Annotated in this window: 19 protein-coding genes and 2 tRNA genes; 6 read left to right on the top strand and 15 right to left on the bottom strand. The window is 54.4% G+C overall.

Features of this window, described 5'->3' with window-relative positions; all coding sequences use genetic code 11:
* Positions 1-49: 49 nt before the first annotated feature.
* The 5 genes from ACJBF3_RS10265 to ACJBF3_RS10245 form a co-directional block, all read right to left on the bottom strand.
* The gene (locus ACJBF3_RS10265) at positions 50-601 is read right to left on the bottom strand and encodes a LuxR C-terminal-related transcriptional regulator (RefSeq protein ID WP_045330757.1); all 552 of its coding nucleotides are present in this window, start codon (positions 599-601) and stop codon (positions 50-52) included.
* Positions 602-611: 10 nt separating this feature from the next.
* Positions 612-1,769 carry a CfaE/CblD family pilus tip adhesin gene (locus ACJBF3_RS10260; protein WP_045330754.1) on the bottom strand — a complete coding sequence of 386 codons (1,158 nt, stop codon included), beginning with the start codon at positions 1,767-1,769 and terminating at the stop codon, positions 612-614.
* Between the two features lie 15 nt (positions 1,770-1,784).
* Complete coding sequence (locus ACJBF3_RS10255; RefSeq protein ID WP_045330751.1) at positions 1,785-4,487, bottom strand: TcfC E-set like domain-containing protein; 2,703 nt, start codon at positions 4,485-4,487, stop codon at positions 1,785-1,787.
* 74 nt (positions 4,488-4,561) lie between these two features.
* Entirely contained in the window at positions 4,562-5,068 is a 507-nt protein-coding gene (locus ACJBF3_RS10250) for a CS1 type fimbrial major subunit (protein WP_045330748.1), read from the bottom strand.
* Positions 5,069-5,143: 75 nt separating this feature from the next.
* Entirely contained in the window at positions 5,144-5,770 is a 627-nt protein-coding gene (locus ACJBF3_RS10245) for a fimbrial protein (RefSeq protein ID WP_227658509.1), read from the bottom strand.
* 490 nt (positions 5,771-6,260) lie between these two features.
* Between ACJBF3_RS10245 and ACJBF3_RS10240 the strand changes: the two genes are divergently transcribed.
* Positions 6,261-6,968, top strand: a complete 708-nt coding sequence (locus ACJBF3_RS10240; protein ID WP_223239935.1) for a winged helix-turn-helix domain-containing protein — start codon at positions 6,261-6,263, stop codon at positions 6,966-6,968.
* Positions 6,965-7,441 (top strand): hypothetical protein, encoded by a 477-nt coding sequence (locus ACJBF3_RS10235; RefSeq protein ID WP_045330739.1) that lies wholly within the window; start codon positions 6,965-6,967, stop codon positions 7,439-7,441. Before ACJBF3_RS10240 ends, ACJBF3_RS10235 begins: the two co-directional genes overlap by 4 nt.
* Before the next feature lie 55 nt (positions 7,442-7,496).
* On the opposite strand, the gene yccA is transcribed toward ACJBF3_RS10235, so the two are convergent.
* Positions 7,497-8,156, bottom strand: coding sequence for an FtsH protease modulator YccA (gene yccA / locus ACJBF3_RS10230; protein WP_045330736.1), 660 nt, complete (start codon positions 8,154-8,156; stop codon positions 7,497-7,499).
* A gap of 269 nt (positions 8,157-8,425) precedes the next feature.
* Here yccA and ACJBF3_RS10225 point away from each other — a divergent pair, with 269 nt between their 5' ends.
* Together ACJBF3_RS10225 and ACJBF3_RS10220 are read left to right on the top strand one after the other, a co-directional pair.
* The gene (locus ACJBF3_RS10225; RefSeq protein ID WP_045330733.1) at positions 8,426-10,054 is read left to right on the top strand and encodes an ABC transporter substrate-binding protein; all 1,629 of its coding nucleotides are present in this window, start codon (positions 8,426-8,428) and stop codon (positions 10,052-10,054) included.
* A 130-nt stretch (positions 10,055-10,184) separates the two neighbouring features.
* Positions 10,185-10,272, top strand: a tRNA-Ser gene (locus tag ACJBF3_RS10220).
* A gap of 128 nt (positions 10,273-10,400) precedes the next feature.
* Here the strand turns inward: ACJBF3_RS10220 and ACJBF3_RS10215 are convergent.
* The 6 genes from ACJBF3_RS10215 to ACJBF3_RS10190 form a co-directional block, all read right to left on the bottom strand.
* Positions 10,401-11,237, bottom strand: coding sequence for an alpha/beta fold hydrolase (locus ACJBF3_RS10215; RefSeq protein ID WP_045330730.1), 837 nt, complete (start codon positions 11,235-11,237; stop codon positions 10,401-10,403).
* A 156-nt stretch (positions 11,238-11,393) separates the two neighbouring features.
* On the bottom strand, positions 11,394-11,612 hold the full coding sequence (locus tag ACJBF3_RS10210) for an acyl carrier protein (RefSeq protein ID WP_045330727.1): 219 nt from the start codon (positions 11,610-11,612) through the stop codon (positions 11,394-11,396).
* 17 nt (positions 11,613-11,629) lie between these two features.
* Complete coding sequence (locus tag ACJBF3_RS10205; RefSeq protein WP_045330724.1) at positions 11,630-13,063, bottom strand: AMP-binding protein; 1,434 nt, start codon at positions 13,061-13,063, stop codon at positions 11,630-11,632.
* Entirely contained in the window at positions 13,060-14,178 is a 1,119-nt protein-coding gene (locus ACJBF3_RS10200) for an MBOAT family O-acyltransferase (protein WP_045330721.1), read from the bottom strand. Before ACJBF3_RS10200 ends, ACJBF3_RS10205 begins: the two co-directional genes overlap by 4 nt.
* A gap of 9 nt (positions 14,179-14,187) precedes the next feature.
* Positions 14,188-14,310, bottom strand: coding sequence for a hypothetical protein (locus ACJBF3_RS10195; RefSeq protein ID WP_256371422.1), 123 nt, complete (start codon positions 14,308-14,310; stop codon positions 14,188-14,190).
* Positions 14,307-15,443 (bottom strand): D-alanyl-lipoteichoic acid biosynthesis protein DltD, encoded by a 1,137-nt coding sequence (locus tag ACJBF3_RS10190; protein ID WP_045330719.1) that lies wholly within the window; start codon positions 15,441-15,443, stop codon positions 14,307-14,309. Before ACJBF3_RS10190 ends, ACJBF3_RS10195 begins: the two co-directional genes overlap by 4 nt.
* Positions 15,444-15,720: 277 nt before the next feature.
* Between ACJBF3_RS10190 and ACJBF3_RS10185 the strand changes: the two genes are divergently transcribed.
* Together ACJBF3_RS10185 and ACJBF3_RS10180 are read left to right on the top strand one after the other, a co-directional pair.
* Positions 15,721-15,808 (top strand) — tRNA-Ser (locus tag ACJBF3_RS10185).
* A 445-nt stretch (positions 15,809-16,253) separates the two neighbouring features.
* The gene (locus ACJBF3_RS10180) at positions 16,254-16,886 is read left to right on the top strand and encodes a LuxR C-terminal-related transcriptional regulator (protein WP_045330716.1); all 633 of its coding nucleotides are present in this window, start codon (positions 16,254-16,256) and stop codon (positions 16,884-16,886) included.
* 4 nt (positions 16,887-16,890) lie between these two features.
* On the opposite strand, the gene ACJBF3_RS10175 is transcribed toward ACJBF3_RS10180, so the two are convergent.
* The 3 genes from ACJBF3_RS10175 to ACJBF3_RS10165 are packed head-to-tail and all read right to left on the bottom strand — an operon-like array spanning position 16,891 to position 21,735.
* Positions 16,891-17,592, bottom strand: a complete 702-nt coding sequence (locus ACJBF3_RS10175) for a fimbria/pilus periplasmic chaperone (RefSeq protein WP_045330714.1) — start codon at positions 17,590-17,592, stop codon at positions 16,891-16,893.
* Between the two features lie 5 nt (positions 17,593-17,597).
* Entirely contained in the window at positions 17,598-19,211 is a 1,614-nt protein-coding gene (locus tag ACJBF3_RS10170; protein ID WP_047717638.1) for a hypothetical protein, read from the bottom strand.
* Entirely contained in the window at positions 19,201-21,735 is a 2,535-nt protein-coding gene (locus ACJBF3_RS10165; RefSeq protein ID WP_045330712.1) for a TcfC E-set like domain-containing protein, read from the bottom strand. Before ACJBF3_RS10165 ends, ACJBF3_RS10170 begins: the two co-directional genes overlap by 11 nt.
* Between the last annotated feature and the right edge of the window lie 3 nt (positions 21,736-21,738).

Raw genomic sequence — 21,738 nt, 5'->3', positions numbered from 1 at the left:
AAAAACCTGCGAAGTGTAGCAAAATAGCCGCCGTGGAATAAACAGTCGCCTACAGCAGCAGCTGAAGCAGGTTGTTTGCATTGAGCTTTTTCAGCGCGTTGCACTTGTGGCTGGAAACCTGCTTTTCCGGCATATTGGTCAGGATCGCGATATGGCGCACGGGTATACCGCTAATCAGCAGGTCAAGCACGTTAAACTCGGTACCCGTCAGGCAGCTGTCCAGGCTGCGCGTGCGGCGGGGTTCTTTGTCCAGCACGTACGGCGCGTCCGCAACGGCAATTCTGTCGTCGATGATGTAAATCGTCAGCATCTCAAAGCGCTTGCGCAGGTGCGTCGCCAGCGCCCAGCCTTTTTCATTGCACACTAAATAGAGTGAACCCTCCCAGCGCGCGGCTTCAAGCCGGAAAAGAATATTGATCAGCGACTGATGGGCCGCCGTAATGGAGAAACGACAGCGGATCGCCAGCGTGTTGCGCGCCAGCAGCGCGCTATGCCAGCGAATGTCCTGGCTTTCCACCCCGGCCTGCGGGTGACGGCGCAGCAGGGAAAAGCGCAGGCCTTCGGCATAATATCGGTTGTTATCAAGAATGGCGTAGCTCACGGTTCCCTCGTTATAGCGTGCTGGGGGTATAGATCACGCGCAGCGTGCCGGTATAGTCCCCGGCGTTTTTACTGCTGGCGGCAAAGGCGGGCGTCGTCAACGTAATGGGGGCTGGAATACACAGCACGGTTTCGCGGCCTCCGGGCAGGACGACCTGACGTAAATAATCAGGATTGTTGGTGCCGTTCCAGACGATCGCCTTGCCGTTAGTAACGCTCTCCTTCACGCCGGTGATGGGGTTGGTGACCGAGACGCGGTAGTCGAGGCGATCCCGCGCCTGCGCGGGGCTCCCTCCGCGGCGTCGGATGGAAAAGGCGCCTTCCGCGCGTCCGGTCGCGGCCGCGCCGTCGTCCTCGAAGCGGATAAACGCGCGCGGGCTGGTGGCGTTATTGCCGTCGTACAGGCACATGTCCAGGGAGGCCTCGCCCTGAATCTCGCTGCCGCCGGGGCGACCCGGGAAGTTGGTTAGGTTCAGGTTAACGATCGGCGTCGAGTGGGGGAAGGCGGGCAGATAGATCTGCTGATTGCCGGGATCGACCACCTCGATGCGGATCGATGCCTGCCAGCTGGCAATGGTCAGATACCCCGGGCAGCCCACGTTGGCGTCGTTAAAATTACCGCCGCAGGCGGCGCTGCCCCATTCGCGCAGGTTTTGCCTGAGCGTGGCGGTCCAGATGCCGGCCTGATTGAGCTTGTTCAGCTCGCTTTTCACGATGTAGTAATCAAAATAGGGCTCGCGGTCCCACGCCGCGAGATCGCCCGCGCCGCCGGTGACGTAGCTGGCGAAGGCGTAGGTTTTGCCGTTCATGAACATGTGCTTTTCGCCGTAAACCTTCACGTCCACCGTTTTTTTAGTCACCGAATGGGTAAAGCGCAGGTTAATCGGATAAGGCGATGCCGGGTTGGCCGTAAACCATACCGGTGCGGTCATGCACGCGCCGTAGGTCGGATCGGTGCGCGACTGGCAGGTGAGGGTATTTCGCCCCCACTTTTGCGGATCGCTGGCGATAAAGCCGCCCGACTCGTGCAGCCAGATGTCCAGGCGTGCCGGGGAGGCCATGCGATCGACGCTCATCCCGACGCTGGTGTTTCTGCCGCCCGCGCTGGCCGCCAGCGCCTGGCCGGAGCCTGCACTTAACAGCAGTAAAACTAAGAGTAATTTTTTCACATCACGTTCCTGTCATTATTTTTCTGCGTTCATCGCCGTTGGGCCTGCAAGCGGCGCGCGTCCGGCAAGCATCAGCTGCGCCTGCTGCTGAACGGTTTCCGGCAGCGCGGAGAAGGTCAGCTCCTGACAGGTCACCGCGCCCACGTAGCGAACCACGTCGCGCATGCTTTTTACCTGCAGCGCACATTCGTAGAACTGGTGCTGTTTGACCAGGTAGAGGGCGTGGAGCAGGGCGTCGCTTTGCGCGCTAAAGCCGCCGTTGCCCAGATCGCTCCAGCCGTTAACGTTAAGCGGCACGCCGCCAACGAACGGGGTGTGCTGTCCGTCGGTCAGCTGGCCCAGCCAGGTGTAGCGGGTCGTGGTTTGCACGTCGCGACGCAGCATTTTTCCCGGCACCATAAAGACGGTGCGGCTGCCGGACCCCTGGACGATCTCGCTGCTGGCTCCGTGGGAGACGTCCAGCGATTCGTTCACCGTCAGGGTCGTCTGCTGGTAGCCCGGCAGGGCGAAAAGCGCCCGCGCGTTGGCCGGAACGTCCGCGCTTCCGCCGTTGTCCAGCGACACGGCGATGCGTGAATCCGGCGTCTCTTCGGGCGTGAGAACGTCCACCGCAATGGCGGAAGCAGGGCGCCCGTCGCTCCAGCGGCCAAACCACAGCCCGGAGCGCGCCAGGGCAAGCGTCGAGCTGTAGCTGCCGCTGCTGCTAAGCGTATGCTTATTGTCCTGACGATCCCACGCGTCGCTGACCGTCAGGCTGCCGTTGCCGTATCGGCCGGCCTGTCGCGTATACGCCGAGGCGTTGACCGAGTCGCTGTTGATGCCCGAGGCGCTGAGGCCAAACTCATTTTCCCCGCGCGCGTCGGTGTACCAGTTATGCGAGGCGCTGTAGGTCAACTGGTCTTTTTGACGCTGCTGGTGCTGCCATGTTGCGCCCAGCGAGGTATAGCTTGATGCATTGTCCTGGCGGCTGTGCGCCATTGACACGCTTACGCTGAGAAATCCGCCCTTGTCGCGCCCCGCCTGAGCGTGGTCGTTACGCATAAACAGGTTGATGCTGCTGTTAACGTTCAGACCTCGCACGCTGAAGGCGTTGCTCAGCCCGCCCTGCCACGCCTGCGAGCGCGAGCGGGTTGTGTAGACGTTGTCCCACGGAAGCCCCTGGTCGTGGCGGTCGTCGCGATCCGGGAGTTCGCGGCGCGAGACGTAGCGCCCTTCGTTGCGGTTATCCGAGTAGCCCAGGCTTGCGTACCAGCTGCCGATGGGCACGGAAAACATCACCGACAGCGAGCGGTAGCAGCCGCCAATCGCGTCAAAACCGGTGCCGGAGGAATCACAGCTATCTGCCGACAGCGCGTTGCGGTAGAAGCTCAGCGAAAAGCCGTCGTTGTAGCTCACCTGCTGGATATTGCCGCGCTCGCCTTTGCTGCCATAGAGGTAGCTAAAGCGGGTGCTCAATACCCCGTCAACGGGACCGGCGTTGAACCCGCGGCTCCAGTCGAGCGCATTTTCTATGAACCGGTGCTGTTTTGTGGTGGTCGCGCCGCTGGTCAGCGCCAGCGTTGGCGTAACGGGCAGGCGAACGCCCGCCTGCGCCACGGCTGAACGGGATGCGTCAGTACCGTCATTGTCCGTTTCTCCCGCCTGCAAAAACCACTCCACGCGGTCAAACGGCGTAATGCCGGTGCGGGTAAACGGCACCTGCTCGGTGCGCGTTAAGCGGTTGTTTTCATAAATGGAGAGCGTCACCGTGTAGCTGCCGTCCGGGAAGGCGCGTGTATCCAGGGTTTGCGCCCCGGCGTTCAGGTAGAAGCTGGCCAACAGCTGGTTGCCGCGACGCGCATCAATGCGCGCGTCATGGGACAGCAGCACGGTAATCGGCGTGCCCTTTGACAGCTGGACAGGATTGATCCACGCGCGGGTGGAGCCTGCGCGCAGGCCGCGGATCTTGCCGAGCGGGAGCTGGCTAAGGTTGATGTTGCCGCCCGCGTTGCTAAACAGATCGCGGGTGTCCATTTCGCCCGCCTGGAGGTAGTACTGGCGTAGGATATCCTGGCGAAACCACGCGTTGTTGAGGGTGAAGTCCTGCTGCTGCCGGTGCCGCGAGCGCTGCCCCAGCCAGGTCCAGTCCAGGTTGAGATAGCCATCCTGCGTCACCGCCAGCGCGCCGTTGCCCTGAACGGTGGCCGACTGATAATTTTCGTCGGCCACAAAGTTGATATTCTGCTGGTGGATCAGGGCATTTTCAGCGTCGTGGGTGGGCTGATACCACCGGCTCTCCTCGGAGGGTTTAGGCAAAAAGGCTTTATCAAAAAACAGGTTAATTCGCGCGTTGTTTTCATCGTAAATAATCGCCGCGCTGCGGGTGTCGATATAGTCGCATCCGCTGGCGGATCCATTGCTGCTGCACGCCAGGTTTCCGTTGCGCGCGAGCGGGGCGGATAAGCTTGCGCTGACGGAGGAAATCAGCGCCGGATCGTCGTTAAACCGGCGCTTAATTGCGGCAATAAGCGCATCGGGCGCAACAAACGTGACCGTTTCAAGATTGATATCGGTTTCGAACAGGCCGAGCGAATCACCGTACAGGCTGACCTCGGTCCACAGGCGCTGCGTCTTCGCCAGATCCTCGAAGCCCGAAGGAACAACCATATCGGCATGAACAAGTGGAGCGGAAGCGGGTAACAAAACGGCAAAAAGGAGAGTATTTCTGTGAAAAGCCATGAACGAGCCTCGACGTCATCCTGACATCAGAGGGCGGGAACCCTCTGATGTATTTCCTTGTATACGCTGTGGTGTTACGCACCGCCTTCCGCAGTGGTCGCCTGAGTCAGCATCAGGCTTACGACGCCGCTGTACTGGCCCGTTTTAACGATGCCTTTCGTGGTCTGAGAAATGGTCAGCGGCAGCACGGCAGAACCGTTTTCAATGCTGCCCGGGAACAGCTCGGTGCCGGTAAATTCGGCATCGGTGGTGTTCAGGGTTTTGTCGCCCAGCTTCACGGTCATCGGGATCGTTTCATTGCCGTCGGCATTGGTCAGCTTAGCCGCACTCACCAGGCGCACTTTGACGTTGCTGGTGGCGGAGTTAGACCACACCTTGGTGTTAAGACGATAGCTTTCCAGACCGCGACCCGGCAGGTACTGCATGTCGATGCTGGCCGGCAGCGGGGTGTTATCCGCCTGCGTCATGTCGAGCTGCGAATCGACGCTGGCGTTGACCGTAATATCTTTCTGAATAGCCATTGCGCTGAACGCCGTGGACATCGCGGCAACGATCATCAGAGGTTGAATATACTTTTTCATTGATATCTCCATATTTACAGACGAGCTCCATTAGCCCTTTAAACAAACCACGAGGGGTTCTACAGTGACGTCGCGTTATTGCACGACGGGTAAATCTGCTTCTTCAGCCGTTTTATTGATCCAGTTGAAGTAGCGGAATTTGTATTTCTGGCCCTTGGCCTGCGCGAGCGTTTTTAATTGACGCTCCGTATCGGGATAAATCGTCGCGTCCTCTTTAATCCACCTGCAATTATCAGCCGCGTCGCACACGCCTATTTCCCTGAGCGGCACGCGCACGGTGCCGTCATTTTTTAACGCCCCCCGCGCGGGATCGATGTGCAGTGAGACCACCACCTTTTCCGGCGCGAGGTGCACCAGCGCGCCCCAGATGACGTTCACGCCCAGCCTGGCGCTCGCCGCAGGGCCGCCCGAGGGGGAAGGGAGAATGCTTTCCGGCTGTTTGACGCCTTCAAAATAGACGCGCCACGTGCTCTCTTTCGCAGGCGCGGTCAGCGACACCAGGCGAACCACGCGCAATGCACCGGCGGCAAGGGCAAATTTCTCCGGCGTGACGACAATGCCACCCTCTTTCCACGCGGCCACGTCGATCTCTTTTTCCTGCGGCGTTCCCGGATTAAGAATTTTCTTTTGCCTCACCCGAATGAACTGAATATCATCACTTTTAGATGCCACTTTTATCTGCGCTGCACCGGAACTTTCCACGTTCAGTTCCATGGGATAAACGCTCATATTGGCCATTGTCATTTCGGAGAAAAATGACAATGAAATTGCGGCTGCGTAAAACGTGTTGGTCATATTCATTAATTTGTTCTGCTTCAAGTTTGCCTGCCTGCTTTTGGTTCATTCACGGTGGTTGTCCACCCGTGTCCGTCCGCTGTCGTCGTGCTTCAGGGCAGGGAAACTTTAACCAGAACAGCATGTTGTGAATACTTGTATTGCTTAACTTGCTATGTACAGGTTTTTATTCTGTCTTGCCTGGTTTATAGTGGTTTAGTTAAAAGAAAATGCCGTGACAGTGAGCGTTCAGGAAGATCCTCCTGATGCGAAAACAGGCGAGTTAATGCGCTCTTTTCGCCGCCTGCCGTTCTCTATGAATACAGCGCAGGTGCACGGTATAACCTGAGAATAAAATATGTTTTTTATATGCAATAATTCGCTGATATTTGATCCGGAAACACACGTAATTAGTCCTGTGAATCAACCTGAATCGGCAATTACGCTTTCAGCTCCCGCCGCGCGTCTTTTACAGGAATTTATTCGTAATAAGGGTAAAGACCTCAGCCGGGAGGAATTAATTACCCGCGTCTGGGAGGCGTTTGGCTTCACGCCATCTGGGAATAATCTGAACAAAGCCGTGAGTGAACTACGCAAAGGCTTTCAGTCGCTCGGCGAGCACAACGACATTATCGTGACCGTGCCGCGCTACGGATTCCGCTTTGAGGCGGACGTCAGCTGCCAGCCCAAAAAGCGATTTTTGCCGGCCGAACCTCCTCCTGAGCCGAACGCCAGCGTGGCGAAACCGCCGATCGGGCGCTGGCCTGCCTGGGGGAAGAAGCATGCGGCGCTGGGGGCCATCGCCGCGGTGACGATGGGGCTTGTCATCTACGTCTTCAGCCCGAGGGCGTTGACCGTACCCGCGATGCTCAAGCCGGTGAAGGAGAAAATGGGTCAGTGCAGCATCTGGCTTATCAACGATCACGGCCGACCGCTGGTGCTGTCAAAAATGGAACCGCTGCTGGAGGCTAACAACGTTGCGTGCCACCGCGAGGCCTACAACATCTACTATTTCAGCGCGCGCTTTACGATCGCCGCCGCGGACGAGGTATTTATCGGCGCCTGCCCGGTAAGCCCAACCAGCTTTTGTAAAACCATTCGTTATAAAAGCGGGGCAGAGCAATGAAAATGAGGCTTTTATCCGCGCTGGGCTGTGCGCTGGTGGGGGGCGTCGTGGGGCTCGCTATTTGTACATTTCTCTCTCACAGAGGGGATGCGCTGGCCTGCAGCACGGAGTTCAATTTTATTCGCAATCAGGGAAGGGCAAGCGAGGTGAAGGTGAACGCGATCGCGCAGTTTTATTTCCACAAGGATGGGACGGGGCTGACAACGTATAAAGGTGCCGCGTCGGCGGAAGGGCGCAATATGATCATCGACAGAGACATAGATTTTAACTGGCACCGTCGAGACGATGACAACGTTATTGTACTCACCTATACCAAAACCTGGCGGCGGCATAATGATAATACGCCCGATACGCAGTGGGGCAGTTTTGCTCGCCCGACGGCACGCTATTATCTTACGCTCTCTGAACTCTCACCTTCGGTCTGGCTGATTCAGGATCGGCTCTATCCTACCTATATTTGCCGGGGTGAGTAAGGCATAAAAAAAGGAGAATGCCGTGGCATTCTCCTTTTTGTTTCAGCGGGTGGGCTTAATCGCGGCTGGCGAAGCCCAGGATGCTCAACAGGCTGACGAAGATGTTGTACAGCGACACATACAGGCTCACGGTAGCGCGGATATAGTTCGTCTCACCGCCGCGAATGATGTTGCTGGTTTCAAACAGGATCGCGCCGGATGAAATCAGAATAAACACGGCGCTGATCGCCAGGTGCAGAGCAGGCAGCTGCAGGAAAATATTGGCTACCATACCCACCAGCACCACCACGATACCCGCCATCAGCATGCCGCCGAGGAAGGACATGTCCTTACGGGTGGTCAGCACGTAGGCCGAGCAGCAGAAGAACACCAGCGCGGTGCCGCCCAGCGCCATGCCGATCACATCGCCCATGCCGGCAGACAGATAGGCGTTCAGGATGGGTCCCAGGATGTAGCCCAGGAAGCCGGTGAAGGCGAACGCGGACAGAATACCGACCGGTTTGTCAGCGGTTTTGTAGGTCAGGAACATCAGACCGTACATCCCCACCAGCGTCAGGATCAGCCCCGGAGACGGCAGCATCAGCACGGTGCTGGCGGTGGCGGTGATGGCCGAAAACGCCAGCGTCAGGCTGAGCATGAAATAGGTATTGCGCAGCACCTTGTGGGTGCTGAGTAGCGATGTGCGGTCGCGCGACGAAGTAATTATACGATCCATGAGTCACTCTCTTATGACAGATGTAATTAGCGGAAAGAATAGGAAACCGCACGCCAGTCTCAAAGTGGTTTTACCCATCTTTACTCAGGCGCTTAGCGCCGGAGGTGGTTATTTCTTCTGCAAAAATGCGCTTCATTAGTATGAACAGCGGTTTGAGGAAATTTACCAGATCAACCTCTTATAGGTTACTGAAAAATATTGCGTTATTGCCATTCGAGCGCTAAGAGTTATTTCCGGATCGTCACAAAACAGACAATAAGGCGAAGGATATGAAACCACAAACACGCACGCGCTTTACGCTTTCTTTACTCACCGCCGGGATCCTGTGCGCCAGCACGGCATCCTGGGCGGCTAACGTGCCGGCAGGAACCGCGCTGGCCGATAAGCAGGAACTGGTCAGGAATAACGGCAGTGAACCGGCCTCGCTCGACCCGCATAAAGTCGAAAGCGATGTCGAATTCAATATTATCAGTGATTTATTCGAAGGCCTGGTCAGCGTCTCTCCTTCAGGAGAGGTTCAACCCCGGCTGGCGGAAAAATGGGAGAACAAGGACAACACCGTCTGGACGTTCCATCTGCGTCCGGGCATCACCTGGAGCGACGGCACGGCGATTACCGCAGAGGATGTGGTCTGGAGCTGGCAGCGCCTGATCGATCCGAAAACGGCGTCACCGTATGCCAGCTATCCCGGCAACATGCATATTGCTAACGCGGCCGATATCGCCCAGGGGAAAAAAGCGCCCGATACGCTGGGCGTAAAAGCGATAAACGACACCACCCTGGAAGTGACGCTCACGCAGCCCAACGCGGCGTTCCTCGCGATGCTCGCGCACCCGTCGCTGGTGCCGGTGGACAAAGTGCTGATTGGGCGATTCGGGGATAAGTGGACCAAGCCGGAGCATTTCGTCAGCAGCGGGGCGTACAAGCTGTCGCAGTGGGTGGTCAACGAACGCATCGTGGCGGAACGCAACCCGCGCTACTGGGATAATGCGCACACGGTAATCAACAAGGTGACGTATTTACCCATCACCTCCGAGGCCTCGGATGTGAACCGCTATAAAGCGGGCGAAATTGACATTGTTTACACGGTGCCGATTAACCAGTTTGCCCAGCTGAAGAAAACCCTCGGCAGCCAGCTGGACGTTTCTCCACAGCTGGCGACCTATTACTACGAGTTCAACACCACCCGTCCGCCGTTCAACGATGCGCGGGTACGCAAGGCGCTGAACATGGCGCTGGATAAAGAGATCATAGCCGGGAAAGTCCTGGGGCAGGGGCAGCGCCCGGCGTGGCTCATCAGCCAGCCGGATATTGGCGGGGTTAAGCTTCAGAATCCGGATTACGCCAGCTGGCCGCTGGACAAGCGCATCGCGGAGGCGAAAAAGCTGCTGAACGAAGCCGGCTATAACGCAAGCCATCCGCTGAGCTTTAACCTGCTCTACAACACCTCTGAATCGCACCAGCGCATCGCGATTGCCGCCAGCTCCATGTGGAAGAAAAACCTCGGCGTGGAGGCAAAGCTGCAAAACCAGGAGTGGAAAACCATGCTGGATACCATGCACACCCACAACTTTGATGCGGTGCGGTACGCGTGGATTGCCGATTATGACGATGCGGCGACCTTCCTGAACACCTTCCGCACGGGCGACAGCGAAAACACCAGCCAGTACAGCAATCCGGACTACGACCAGGCGCTGATCAATGCCGCCAAAGCCAAAACAGCGGAGGAGCGGGGCAAGTTCTACCAGCAGGCGGAAGATCTGCTGGGGCGTGATGTGCCGGCCATTCCGGTTTATCACTACGTCCGCACGCACCTGGTGAAACCGTGGGTAGGGGGATTTACGCCGGATAAGCTGGGGTACTATTACACGAAGGACATGTACATCAAGAAGCACTAAGCCTGTGCTGATAAAATCGTCGATGTGTTGTCCGTTCAACCGATTAAACGCGTTTTGACTATTTTTACAGCGAACGAGTGACGCCACTCTTTACAGCACGCGGGGAGGTGTTTATAGTTCGCCTCACTTAGGAAGTGTGGCCGAGCGGTTGAAGGCACCGGTCTTGAAAACCGGCGACCCGAAAGGGTTCCAGAGTTCGAATCTCTGCGCTTCCGCCAGATATAAACCCCAGGTTACTCGTTAACCTGGGGTTTTTCTTTTGGCGTGAATGTAAAACCTGACTTTATAAACGAATAAAGAAATGTAGGCCGGGTAAGCGCAGCGCCACCCGGCAACAAACGCCGCGTTATGAGCGGATAAACGCCAGAATGTCCGCGTTGATGGTATCCGCATGGGTGGTGTGCATTCCGTGCGGGAAGCCCGGATAAATTTTCAGCACGCTGTTCGCCAGCAGCTGGTCCTGCAGCAGGGCCGCATTCTTATACGGCACGACCTGATCGTCGTCGCCCTGCAACACCAGAACGGGAACCGTGATGGCTTTTAAATCTTCCGTCTGGTCGGTCTCTGAAAACGCCTTAATCCCCTCATAGTGCGCTTTGGCGCTGCCAGTCATTCCCTGACGCCACCAGTTCTGGATAGTACCCTGTGAAACCTCGGCTCCATCACGGTTAAAGCCGTAGAAAGGCCCGCTGGCGACGTCGAGATAAAACTGGGCGCGATTAGCCGCCAGCGCGCTGCGGAAGCCGTCGAAAACCTCGATGGGCGTTCCGCCGGGGTTATTGTCCGTTTTGACCATCAGCGGCGGTACGGCGCTGACGAGCACCGCTTTGGCAACGCGCCCCTGCGGCTGGCCATACTTTGCAACGTAGCGGGCGACCTGGCCGCCGCCGGTGGAGTGGCCCACGTGCACGGCATTGTGCAGATCCAGGCTTTCAACCACGGCCGACGCATCGGCCGCATAGTGATCCATATCGTGGCCGTCACTCACCTGGTCCGAACGCCCATGACCGCGACGATCGATAGCGATAACGCGATAGCCCTCTGCGAGGAAGAAGAGCATCTGGTTATCCCAGTCATCGGCACTGAGAGGCCAGCCGTGGTGAAATACAATAGGTTGAGCTTCTTTCGGACCCCAGTCTTTATAAAAAATATTGACGCCGTCTTTCGTGGTTACGAATGCCATACCGCAGACTCCTCTGTTAAAAACAACACGACCCCTAAAGTGTAGGAGAAATCATAAAAGCGGTTGGCTTCATTCTGGTGAAGGATATTCATCTGGCGTTCTGGGCTCTGGCGCGAGGCGCCAGAGCCATCAGGGAGGGGGTTACAGCAGAGGCGTTTAGCGGTTTTCTTCGATATAGCGGGCCAGATCGGCCGGGGTTTTCAGCACCGTCGCCACGTCGGTTGGTGGGATCATACAGCCGTAGACGTCCTGCACTTCCAGCACCATGTCGACCGCCAGGATGGAGTCGAGAATGTCGGATTCAATCAGCTCATCGTGGAACCCCACCTTACGGGATAACACTTTTTCGAACATGGCGAGAATTTCTTGTTCCATAATTTTTCCTGAAATCATTAATTTGTGCGGGCGTAAGCGTCCAGCAGCTTGCGGTCAATTTTGCCGTTAGGATTCAGCGGCAAAGCGTCTTTTACGATAATTTGTGACGGCACCATATAGGGAGGAACCACCTTCGACAGCGAGGTTTTGATGGTATCCGGTGCCAGCTCCGTCACGCAGAACGCGGCAATGCGCAGCACGCTGCCGCAGGACTTCATCAGCGGCAGAACCACCGCTTCGTTGATGCCGGACATCGCCAGCAGGCGGTTTTCTATCTCGTTGATTTCAATACGGTAGCCGTTCAGTTTGACCTGGCTATCGTTGCGGCCCTGGCAGTAGATCAGCCCGTCTTCATAGCCCAGATCGCCGGTCCGGTAGCCGCGAAACGCTTCATTTTCCCGATGAAGTAATTTCGCCGCGTTCTCCTGGGGCAGGCCGAGGTAGCCGCGCATGACGTTTTTCCCCCAGATAATGAGTTCGCCCTCGGCGGAAATTTCCATTTTGCTCTCAGGCATCATGACTCCCACCGGCAGCACGGCGCTGTCGCTGTTCAGGATCTCATCCGTGATTTCGACCACGGTTGTCGCGATGGTCGCTTCCGTTGGGCCATAGGAGTTAATGATTTTTGCCTGCGGGAAACGGCGTCGAAGCTGTTTCACCAGCGCTTTGTTTAACACTTCGCCAATGAAGATAAAGACGCCGAGTTCAGGCAAATACTCGCTGTTGAACTGCGGGGATAGCAGCTGCTGGTAGGCAAAAGAGGGGGTGGAAACCCAGGCGGAGACCGCGTTGCTTTTCAGCCTTTCCAGCCAGTTCTCTTTCTGAATATCGTCTTTGGCGTTCAGGACGATATGCCCACCCATCGCCAGATTCGCCAGCAAAGGGATCAGGGAGAGGTCAAAACTGAATACCGCGTGGTTCATCAGGACCGGTTTTTCCGGCAGCGAAAAGTCCTGGCTGACCCATTTCATGAAGTGCCATACGCTTTCACGGCCAATCTGCACGCCTTTAGGCTTGCCGGTGCTGCCCGAGGTAAACATGATGTAGGCCAGATCCTGCTCTTCCAGCACCTTGCCGGGTTCACTGGTGGCCATGAACTGTCGAGTCGCGACGTCGTAATAGTAAGGTGCATTGGCCAGGTGGCAGATCTCCCGCAGGCGCTCCTGCGGGTAGATGCAGTCCACCGGGATGTACGGAATGTTGTGCAGCAGACAGCTATAAATCGCCACGGCGAACTCGGCCTGCTGGTGGCCATATAACACGACCGGCGTACCGGCAACGGGCTGGCAACGCTGATAGCGCTCTGCCCAGTCCGTCACGGCGGCGGAAAGCTGCATCCAGCTTAAGGCTTCATCGCTGCCGCTGATGGCCAGCTGCTGCGGAGAAGCGGGATCGCATAATGCCGCGCGTAAGAAATCCTGCAGTTCCTGAAGATCGGAGTGATTTTTCATAGAGGTGACATTCCACTAAAGATGTAAAGGGATCCTGCGGCGCTTGCCAGCGTCAGAATTCGCCCTAAAAACGCAACAGCCGGATACTGCAACCCGCGGTGCAGTGCCGGGCTGCGTTTGGCTGACCACAGCAGCATGTTGTGAGCAACGGAAATTGCGCCAAACAGCGCGCCGCTGATGACGTAATGGCGTTCCAGACCATTCCATGCCCCCATGCAGAAGAGGGTGCAAAAAATACCAATATTTTGCGCCAGCGTTTTGTTTTGACGGAAAAAGTTGAACTTCATCAGGTTCATGTAAACGGGCATAAAGACCACATCGCGCAGCCATTCAGACAGGCTGATGTGGAAGCGGCGCCAGAAATCTTGCGGGTTCTTTGCCAGAAGCGGCATATTGAAGTTTGCCGGAATATTGAGCCCAAACAGGCGGCCCGCGCCGATGGCCATATTGCTGTAGCCTGCAAAATCAAAGTAGAGGTAGGCGCTATAGGCAAGCGACATCACCACGCCCACGGTCAGCGTAAACGGCTTATGGCTCCACGGCTGGACGACAAGCGAATCAATCAGCATGGCAAACAGGAACTTCTGGACAATGCCGGTAATGATTTGCTCTAGCGCCACTAAAAACTGTTCGCGATTAAGGGCAAATACGGGCTTGCTGACGTCACTCATCCATGTCCGCCAGCGGTACATCGGGCCTGCCAGGATAATAAAGGGCATAAACAGATAGCAGAAATAGTGCAGGAAATTCTGCCCTTCTTTTTTACTGCGATAGAGCAGCACGTCCACCGCGCGGAACGTCATGAAGGAGAGGCCGATCATGCCGAGATGATGATTAACGTGCAATTTAACCAAAAATAAAGGAAGCAGGGTTAACACGATAGCCTGCCAGGTTTTTAACCATCCCTTTTCTTTTAACGTGGCGACAAGATAAAAACTGAAAAATACGGCCGCGGGAACGCGGTAATCACCCTGAAAAATATAGCCCCAGCCTAATGCGGCCAGGACGGATAACGCCGATAAATAGGTCAGACGATGGCGCAACAGGCGATTGACCAGCGCAAACGCCAGGGCGGATGAAAATAAATAGACAAAAAACATTCCTGAGCTGTACATCATTCGGCCTCAGAACTTTTGATATTCAAAATGCAGCTGCATACTCATGCTGTCATCGACAGAGGTCCACGCGACGACGGTGATCGCCAGCAGGAGATAAAGAAAAAAAAGACGGATCGCGATTTTCATCATTTAAAACTCTGTGCAATAAAACGAATCATAGGAACCCAGGCCAGTTCGGAAGGGTGCAAACGATCCCAGTTCCAGCCATTCTGATAAGGCATGGCGTACATATCTAAATACGGGATCTGGTTCTCTTCCAGAATGGTTTTAATTTGCTTATCAACCGGGCGGAAGGTGTCGGTATTGTAAAGCGCCCAGGGGTTAACCGGGTCGACGATAGCAATCACCTGCACGTGACGGTCTTTCAGCAGCTGAACGGTTTTACGGAAAGCGGCGATCTGCGCAGGCACGACCGGCGTGTCATCCCACTGCTGCGGCTTACCGTCCTCTTCGTAAATCGTTTTGTCCATCCACAGCGTGGCTGCGCTCTGCTGGCGTTTTTTATTTAACTCGCGGGCATTCGCCAGCTCTTTGTCCCAGTCCGGTGAAATGCGGGTGGTTGGCTGCTGCGGCCAGGGCTGCACCGTCTCGGGCGTCACGTTGAGCAGCGCCAGCCAGTCATTTTTTATCTGGGTGCAGATGTTCGCAAACTGGAAGCTCAGCTCGTCCCACATCAGATCGGGGTGCCAGCCGAAGACGCGCATCTGGCCGAAGGTTAAATGGCTTATTCCTTTCGCATCAATATGTTTTAAGTAATTAACCAGTAATGGACGCGCCTGCGGATCTTTCATCAGCGGATTAAAGACAGATCCCGGAAAATTATCGGCATAAATAGCCGGCGGCAGCCCTTTTGAGTAAAAGCTGTCAGGTGCCAGAAGTAGCACCACTTTACTGTTTGCATTAAGGCTATCTTTAAAACGAGAGAACAGTAAAAATTGCGTTTCATCATCAACAAAGGCATCGCCATAGGCCACGACGGGCTGGTGCAATTGCTTATTAAAGTAATTATATACCGCGTAATGTTCATCTTCTGAGGTAGCAACCTCAGACGCGCCAATGAAGAAAATGGCATTCCCTTGTAAGGCATGGGAAATAGTTGCAATTTTTTCCGCTTGTTCTTTAGGCGTGCCCGCCATAGATTTAATCAGCGGCTGGAAGGTGAGCGGGGGATTGAGGCTCGTCACCAAAGGGTGAACACAAAGGAACGCAATCGCCAGCGTCGCCATCAGGATATGTAAGCAAAGCGTATTTTTGATTTTCATCATCAACCAGTAAGACTACGTGGCAGTAATTTCTATAATCTGTGGGAACTCAGATTTATAACAATTACACAACAAATGGCCGTCTATTTTGGTGGCATTCTATACCAGAGCGATTTAAAAGGATGAGCGTTGCTGTGTTACGGTATGTACAAGGGAGCAGAGAGTGAGGCGGGAATGCTTCTCGGTGACTTTTTGCGCAGTTAAACGGCTATGGGCAAAAAACGAAAAATTCCTGCTTTACAAGGCGCTAATAGATGTTTATAGTGCGCCTCACTTTGGAAGCGTGGCCGAGCGGTTGAAGGCACCGGTCTTGAAAACCGGCGACCCGAAAGGGTTCTAGAGTTCGAATCTCTACGCTTCCGCCAAATTCGAAGCCCAGGTCGTTATGCGACCTGGGCTTTTTCGTTTCTGATGCACCCTCGCTTTTGGCTAAGGTCGCTCTCTGCTCGTTAACTTATGCGCCGTATTCCACTGAATGTCGATGAATATGACATCAGCCGGGAGCAGATCTTCAATCCGTAGCGTTTGTGGTTGTTCGCCCCGTGACGTCGGTAATCACTATCACAGCCCCCATCAAGCCGTTCAGTAGGTTCAATGCCGCCAACGACGGTCAGGCTATTATTCCTGAGTTTTATCTGTACAACCTAATAACAAATTCAGCGTTTAATTCACATCATAAAGTAATCTGTTATTTTTTTATTTATCGTAAATTAATGATTTCCGCGGTGCCTTGTTTATTGAATATTTATCGTTGTTTCTATATGTTACTGATGATGTTTAAATGTTTAATCAAAATTTGATGGTGATAATATGTCTGCTAATGTTTCTGGGATTCACTGTATGAAGTGTGGATTAAATTGTCCTATTGAGTATGAGAGTAAGAGCAACGATTTACAGTGTGGGGAGCGGAAATTTGCAATATGGCCAGATGGAAATCACTATTTTAAACGCGCAATTAACGATCTGGTATTTAAAGAACTTACCTGCTTTATCCCCAAGGGTATTATAATTGTGGATTTTTCTTTAGATCATATCCTGCTTTTTTTAGATAAAGAATGGATCGAGAAGTTGCGGATGACGGGATTAAAAATCATTCTGGTGGTTGAAAAAAGTATGCTCCCGATGGCTAATTTCTGGATGTCGCGCTCCGAGTTATTCGGCGCGGTAGTCGTCAATAATGGCGTTCACGGCTTTGTCGAAAAGATCAAACGCCTGATGCTTGGACGGATCCCAAAGTGCCGCCGTACCCCCTCCTTCACAGACCATGAAATGACCACGCTCAGGCTGCTCGCCAGAGGGCACTCCAACCAGGATATTGCCCTCGTGATGCAGTGCGGTGCCCGGAATGTCTACCGCTTTCAGTACTCTTTGCGGAAGAAATTTGGTGGAATGGATCGGCTGCGAGAACTGCGCTTCAGGCATGCTATCACTGCGCCAGGCTAGGGTTTTACGGCTGTGAATCCGCAAAGCAACCGCTGCCTAAACGATTGTAACGGCCCAGTGCGACAACATATTTTTTATTACCGCTACGGGCTTCAGGTCCTTGCCAGCTTTCGCCCGGCAGCATATAAAATTGTGTCGAGCTTTCATCATCACCATTGCACCCTTTTTGCAGGACTACCCGAAAATAGGTATTTCCCGTGTTGCGAATAATGCCTTTTGCTTCATCAATCTCATATTTTAACTGCGTCTTACGGGGCCGAACGATGAGTATGGTACTCATGGCGACAACCGGAGTGATATCCATCTTTTTCTGGTCTTCGCGCCATGGGAACAGCGTAATAGGTGTTTCTTTGAATATGACGCGATAGTAGCGTTCAATGTCGTCGTTTGGGCCATGATAATAGAGTTTAAAATACTCCTTGCCGTTGGCCTGAACCGTAAACTTAAGGGGGGACCAGACTAAATCTTTGCTGGCGCGGGACACCGTTGCTTCATTTCCGTCACCCGGGCGCAAAATCTGATACGCCGACATCGTGTATAAATTATTGCGCGTTGTATCATTGTATATAGGCTTTGAAATGAAATTTTTGCTGGCATCCATATCAAATATGATCGAGGTGAAATACACCGCCGAAGCGGGGCAGGGGAATATTCCCCCTGCCAGAGCAAAGCAAAGACCGGGCGTAATAAGGCTTTTCTTCATCATTTCTCCTAACGGTTGACGCCCACCCACGTGGCGGTGACTTTCACCTCTCCGCTGGCGCTGACGGTCCCCATCCAGTCATGCCCATCGACGGTCAGTTTTGAGCGGGAATCATTCATCGGAAACAGCAGTTTCAGTGTGGTGGTAAAGAAGAATCCGTCGTCGATGTTGGCATTCCATGCGGTTTGCACCCAGGCAGCGTTGGTCATGTCGACCGGGTTTTCGCTGCAGCTATTACGGACCTTCACTTCCTGGCCGGTGGCTGAAATCCACGAAAGATACGCCGGTACTGGCACGCTGAGCATGCTGTCCGCAGAGGTAAACAGGCAGTACGGCACGCCGTTCAGCGAGGTTGAATCACCGACAACCTGCGCGGTAATGCTGTCAGCCTGACGTGCCGCAGAGGTAGTCACCTTGTACTCGAAGGCGATCGGCTCGTCACTGCCAATCTTCCCGGAGGCTTTGGGATCGGCGTTCCCATCGCTGGAAACAATGCTGATGCCATATTCACGAGGGGTGATGTTGATAAGCGTCGAGGGTGTGAACTGGTAATAGCCGGATTGCGGTGTCACCGAGTTGTCGAAGTAGAAGGTGAACAGCGAATCCTTGTTGGTCAGGTCGGTCCCGGCAGCAAGTGCTTTTTTGAAAAACGCGTTCGACAGGAACACGTACACATACTCCCCGGTCGTGCTGAACACTTTTGTATAGGTGCTGGACGTTCCGAAGTTGGTCCAGGTCTTACCGTCCCCGCTGTATTTCACATCAGCCGATGCAGGAGAGAACCCGAGCATCGCCGTGTCGATAACCATCTGGAAATCGAGCGAGGTGGTCACGGTTTTGGTTTGCTGCAGGTTGTAAGAGACCATTTTGCATATCAGCCCGGTGCTGTTCGATACCACCCCTACCTGACACAAATCAGAACCCATATTCACGCTCGGCGTGCCGTCGCTGGCGACCCAAATCTCAGCCATTGCTCCGGTGCTGTTCAGCGTTAAGTGACCGACTTTTTCAAAGCTCATGGTGTAGTAGCGCCACGTGCCGCCGGTGGCGAGATCTTTACAGCGCTCGCCGGAGGCAAAGTCGTAGTCAGTCCTGGCATTCATGTAGCACAGGTTGAACTGAAAAGTATCGGTGGCGCCCACCGGTTGACTACGGAAATACTCATACGCAGCCGGGCTTAGCGTCCCTGCGCCGTAGCTGCCATTTTCCACGCTGCTTCCGGACATCGCGTGATAAAAACCATTTTTATCCAGAACGTCCGGGGCGATATAGCCTGATGCCGGGCAATTCGCGCCGGTGGTCATACAGCGAATACCGAGAAACGGCTGAGTAATCGGTGAGTTATCGATCCACACGTCAAAATAGCGGTTGCTGTAACTCCAGCCCGAGTTACCCATATACCCCAGGCTGCGCTGATTCGTTTTGTATTTCGTCCAGACGTTGGCTCCGCTAAAGCGAGGTGAGAGTGAACCAGACGTGATGAAGTATTCGTTATCGACGGCGTTGTCGATAAACAAATAGGTATTGCTGCCGCTTCCGCTGCTGCTGGCGGTGAGGGCCAGCGCGGGAGTGGCGAGCAACCCGCCCACCATCAGCAATACGCTCTGCGCTTTAGTAAACATTTTCAACGTCTCCTGTCCGTGATGCCGTTTGTTGTTGGATTTCGCATGGGATATCCCCCAGCCATACGGCGCCTTTGGCCTCATTTAAATCCAGGTCCGCTTCGCAGATGCCGCCAGCTTTATCCATCAGCGTGATGACCGGATAGCGCTTGTCGACATCCATGGCGAACTCGCCGCGTTCGTCAGTGCGGGTTTTACCGATGTGGTTATGAATATCCGTATTGGCGTAATAGCCGCCACGGCCGTCTTTCACGCGGCCAAATACGGTGATGAGTTGTTTAATTTCCGGGTTGAGCACGCTGACGTTGCCGGGATAAAGCACGACTTTGCTGCGGCGACCGCTGACAATATCCACGCTGTCTTCCGCATTTTTGTCGTTCATTAACTCCACCCTGTATTCCGCGTACGGAGGCAGGCTGATGAAATTACTCTTACCCGTTAGCGGGTAGTTTTGGCCGTTTATCTGTGCGGTCATTCGCCCCTGTTCGCTGAAGTTGGTGTTGACGACCAAACCTGCTGTCTGGGTACCTTTACCGACGTACAGATCTTTCTGCGTCCAGGCAACGCTTCCCTGAGAGCTAAGGCTGTAGTTTGAGCTGTTCTGCGCGGTACGGGTCATTGATACCGTACCCGCGTTATATTTTGTGTCGTAGCTGAGGAAACCGTTCGCCGCATAGTCATCGGATCGGTAGCTGTTATCCTCGTTGCCTTGTTTAATCCGTTTCGAGAGCGACGCGCCCGCCTGAGTAATCACGCTGTCATCGAAGCGTTTACGCACGGTGGCATTCGCCAGCATGTTGCCGTTCTGACTTGAAACGCCAGCGCTGAACCAGGTAGAGAAGGGGATCGATACGTCGATATTGATATACTTATCGCGTAGATTTTCGTTGTTTTCGTACTGGTAATTCTGAATGCCTGCACGCAGCGAAACGGTCGCGTAGCGATTAGAAAAAAGCGACTGGTTATAATCGACGTTGGTATAGGTGCTGCCCGTGTATTTATTGTTGGTGCGGCTCACCGTCAGCGTGCCGAGAAAGGGGGCGGCTTTGCGCATATTGGCCGTCGCGCCAATAGTCATGTAGTCGCTTTGCTGGAGAGGTAATTGGTTGCCGATGTGGCTGAACTGACGAGAGCCCCATAGGTTACCGTAGCCTTCAGGAATGCTGAGATTGAGCGTAGAGATGCTCTGCCAGCTGCCGTCATTCCCCAGCAGCACCTGCTGGTTAACGCTAAAGGCGTTGTTAAAGATAGCATTCGCTTCGGTTTCGTTCACGGCGTTACTGTCAAAACCATACAGCGTGGTTTTCAGGTTCACACCCGAAAGCCAGGGCTGGCTTGTCGCAGCGGCCACTCCGGCAATCCATGTCTCTTTTTCGCCATAGTTAACGTTACCGTGACGGCGGTAATCCATCTTGTTGTATTCAAGGGCGCCGCCAAACATCTGCCACGACAAATCGCCGGTGACGCTGGATTTCCGGGCAAAGGTTTTGTTGATATTTGCGGTGCGACGACTGACTTCGCGGCCATTCACCACGACCTGAACGTCAACGTTATAAATGCCAAATGGCAGGCGCGAGGTATCAAGCTCATAGCTCCCCATGGAGAAGTTTTGAATACTGAGCAGTTTGCCGTCGCGATAGACGTGAACCTCCCCGGCGGCTGGCAGGAATACCGTGACCGGCACCAGGGCAAGGGTGTTGTCATCAATCTGTGAGCTGCTTTTGTTGCCGTAGCTCATGCCGTAAATGCGGCTGGAGTTGAGAGCGCTCATGCTGGCGATGGACTGTAGGTTCCAGGTATCGACCATCCCCATTGCCACACGACGGCCCTGATAATCCCGTTCATACATGGTCCGATACAGCTCGCCATGCTGATTGCTGGTGCCAATACCATATACGGAACCGTTGATGTTCAGATGGTGTTCGCGCAGTGCCCAGGTATTATCGAGCGTAAGATAGCTGCTGGCGTTGTCATTTTTTTCGTATTTGTTGTAGTAGCTTCCGATGGAATAATTCAGCACGCTTGAAAGCTGCTGGGCAGAGGATTCGCCGAGCATATTGGTGCGCGGTAAAATAGCCGCCTGCATTGCATCCCGATTAACGGTCAGTTCAAGATAAAAGGAGCGGGTGTCAAGGGACAGCGACGCATCTTTACTGATATAGACGCGCTGACCGTCTCCAATGCTCTTATCCTGTAAACCCGCCAGGAGTGATTTGATTTGCGGTGACAGCTCGGTACGGTTCGGTAACTCGCTCAGGGTAATTTGGGTAACGCGAAATTCATTATCCTTAACCGTCAAAATAGCATCCGCGATTTTTTGCTGGCTGCGCTGAGTGCTGTAGTCACCTTCATAGCGGATAAAAACAGGGACGGTCATGCCTTGATATAATGCATTGGCGAACACGGGAGGGATAACATAATTGCTGACGCGAAGGGGCATTGCAGAACTGGCGGCCCAACCATGGTTTATCGACAGCAATAATCCAGCAAGCAACGTCCCTTTGACATAATCCAGATTATCCATAAT

The sequence above is a fragment of the Enterobacter sp. PP-008-ECC_S150 genome (assembly GCF_045257065.1).
Taxonomy (GTDB): Bacteria; Pseudomonadota; Gammaproteobacteria; order Enterobacterales; family Enterobacteriaceae; genus Enterobacter; species Enterobacter chengduensis.
This window is presented reverse-complemented; position numbering and strand designations above follow the sequence as displayed.

Bases quoted from the DNA above. Each gene is read 5' to 3' on its own strand.
- ACJBF3_RS10225 (WP_045330733.1), top strand. From the start codon at position 8,426: ATGAAACCACAAACACGCACGCGCTTTACGCTTTCTTTACTCACCGCC.
- ACJBF3_RS10170 (WP_047717638.1), bottom strand. From the start codon at position 19,211: ATGTTTACTAAAGCGCAGAGCGTATTGCTGATGGTGGGCGGGTTGCTC.
- ACJBF3_RS10180 (WP_045330716.1), top strand. From the start codon at position 16,254: ATGTCTGCTAATGTTTCTGGGATTCACTGTATGAAGTGTGGATTAAAT.
- ACJBF3_RS10175 (WP_045330714.1), bottom strand. From the start codon at position 17,592: ATGATGAAGAAAAGCCTTATTACGCCCGGTCTTTGCTTTGCTCTGGCA.
- ACJBF3_RS10205 (WP_045330724.1), bottom strand. From the start codon at position 13,063: ATGAAAAATCACTCCGATCTTCAGGAACTGCAGGATTTCTTACGCGCG.
- ACJBF3_RS10215 (WP_045330730.1), bottom strand. From the start codon at position 11,237: ATGGCATTCGTAACCACGAAAGACGGCGTCAATATTTTTTATAAAGAC.
- ACJBF3_RS10190 (WP_045330719.1), bottom strand. From the start codon at position 15,443: ATGAAAATCAAAAATACGCTTTGCTTACATATCCTGATGGCGACGCTG.
- ACJBF3_RS10255 (WP_045330751.1), bottom strand. From the start codon at position 4,487: ATGGCTTTTCACAGAAATACTCTCCTTTTTGCCGTTTTGTTACCCGCT.
- ACJBF3_RS10250 (WP_045330748.1), bottom strand. From the start codon at position 5,068: ATGAAAAAGTATATTCAACCTCTGATGATCGTTGCCGCGATGTCCACG.
- ACJBF3_RS10165 (WP_045330712.1), bottom strand. From the start codon at position 21,735: ATGGATAATCTGGATTATGTCAAAGGGACGTTGCTTGCTGGATTATTG.
- ACJBF3_RS10235 (WP_045330739.1), top strand. From the start codon at position 6,965: ATGAAAATGAGGCTTTTATCCGCGCTGGGCTGTGCGCTGGTGGGGGGC.
- ACJBF3_RS10195 (WP_256371422.1), bottom strand. From the start codon at position 14,310: ATGATGAAAATCGCGATCCGTCTTTTTTTTCTTTATCTCCTGCTGGCG.
- ACJBF3_RS10210 (WP_045330727.1), bottom strand. From the start codon at position 11,612: ATGGAACAAGAAATTCTCGCCATGTTCGAAAAAGTGTTATCCCGTAAG.
- ACJBF3_RS10200 (WP_045330721.1), bottom strand. From the start codon at position 14,178: ATGTACAGCTCAGGAATGTTTTTTGTCTATTTATTTTCATCCGCCCTG.
- yccA (WP_045330736.1), bottom strand. From the start codon at position 8,156: ATGGATCGTATAATTACTTCGTCGCGCGACCGCACATCGCTACTCAGC.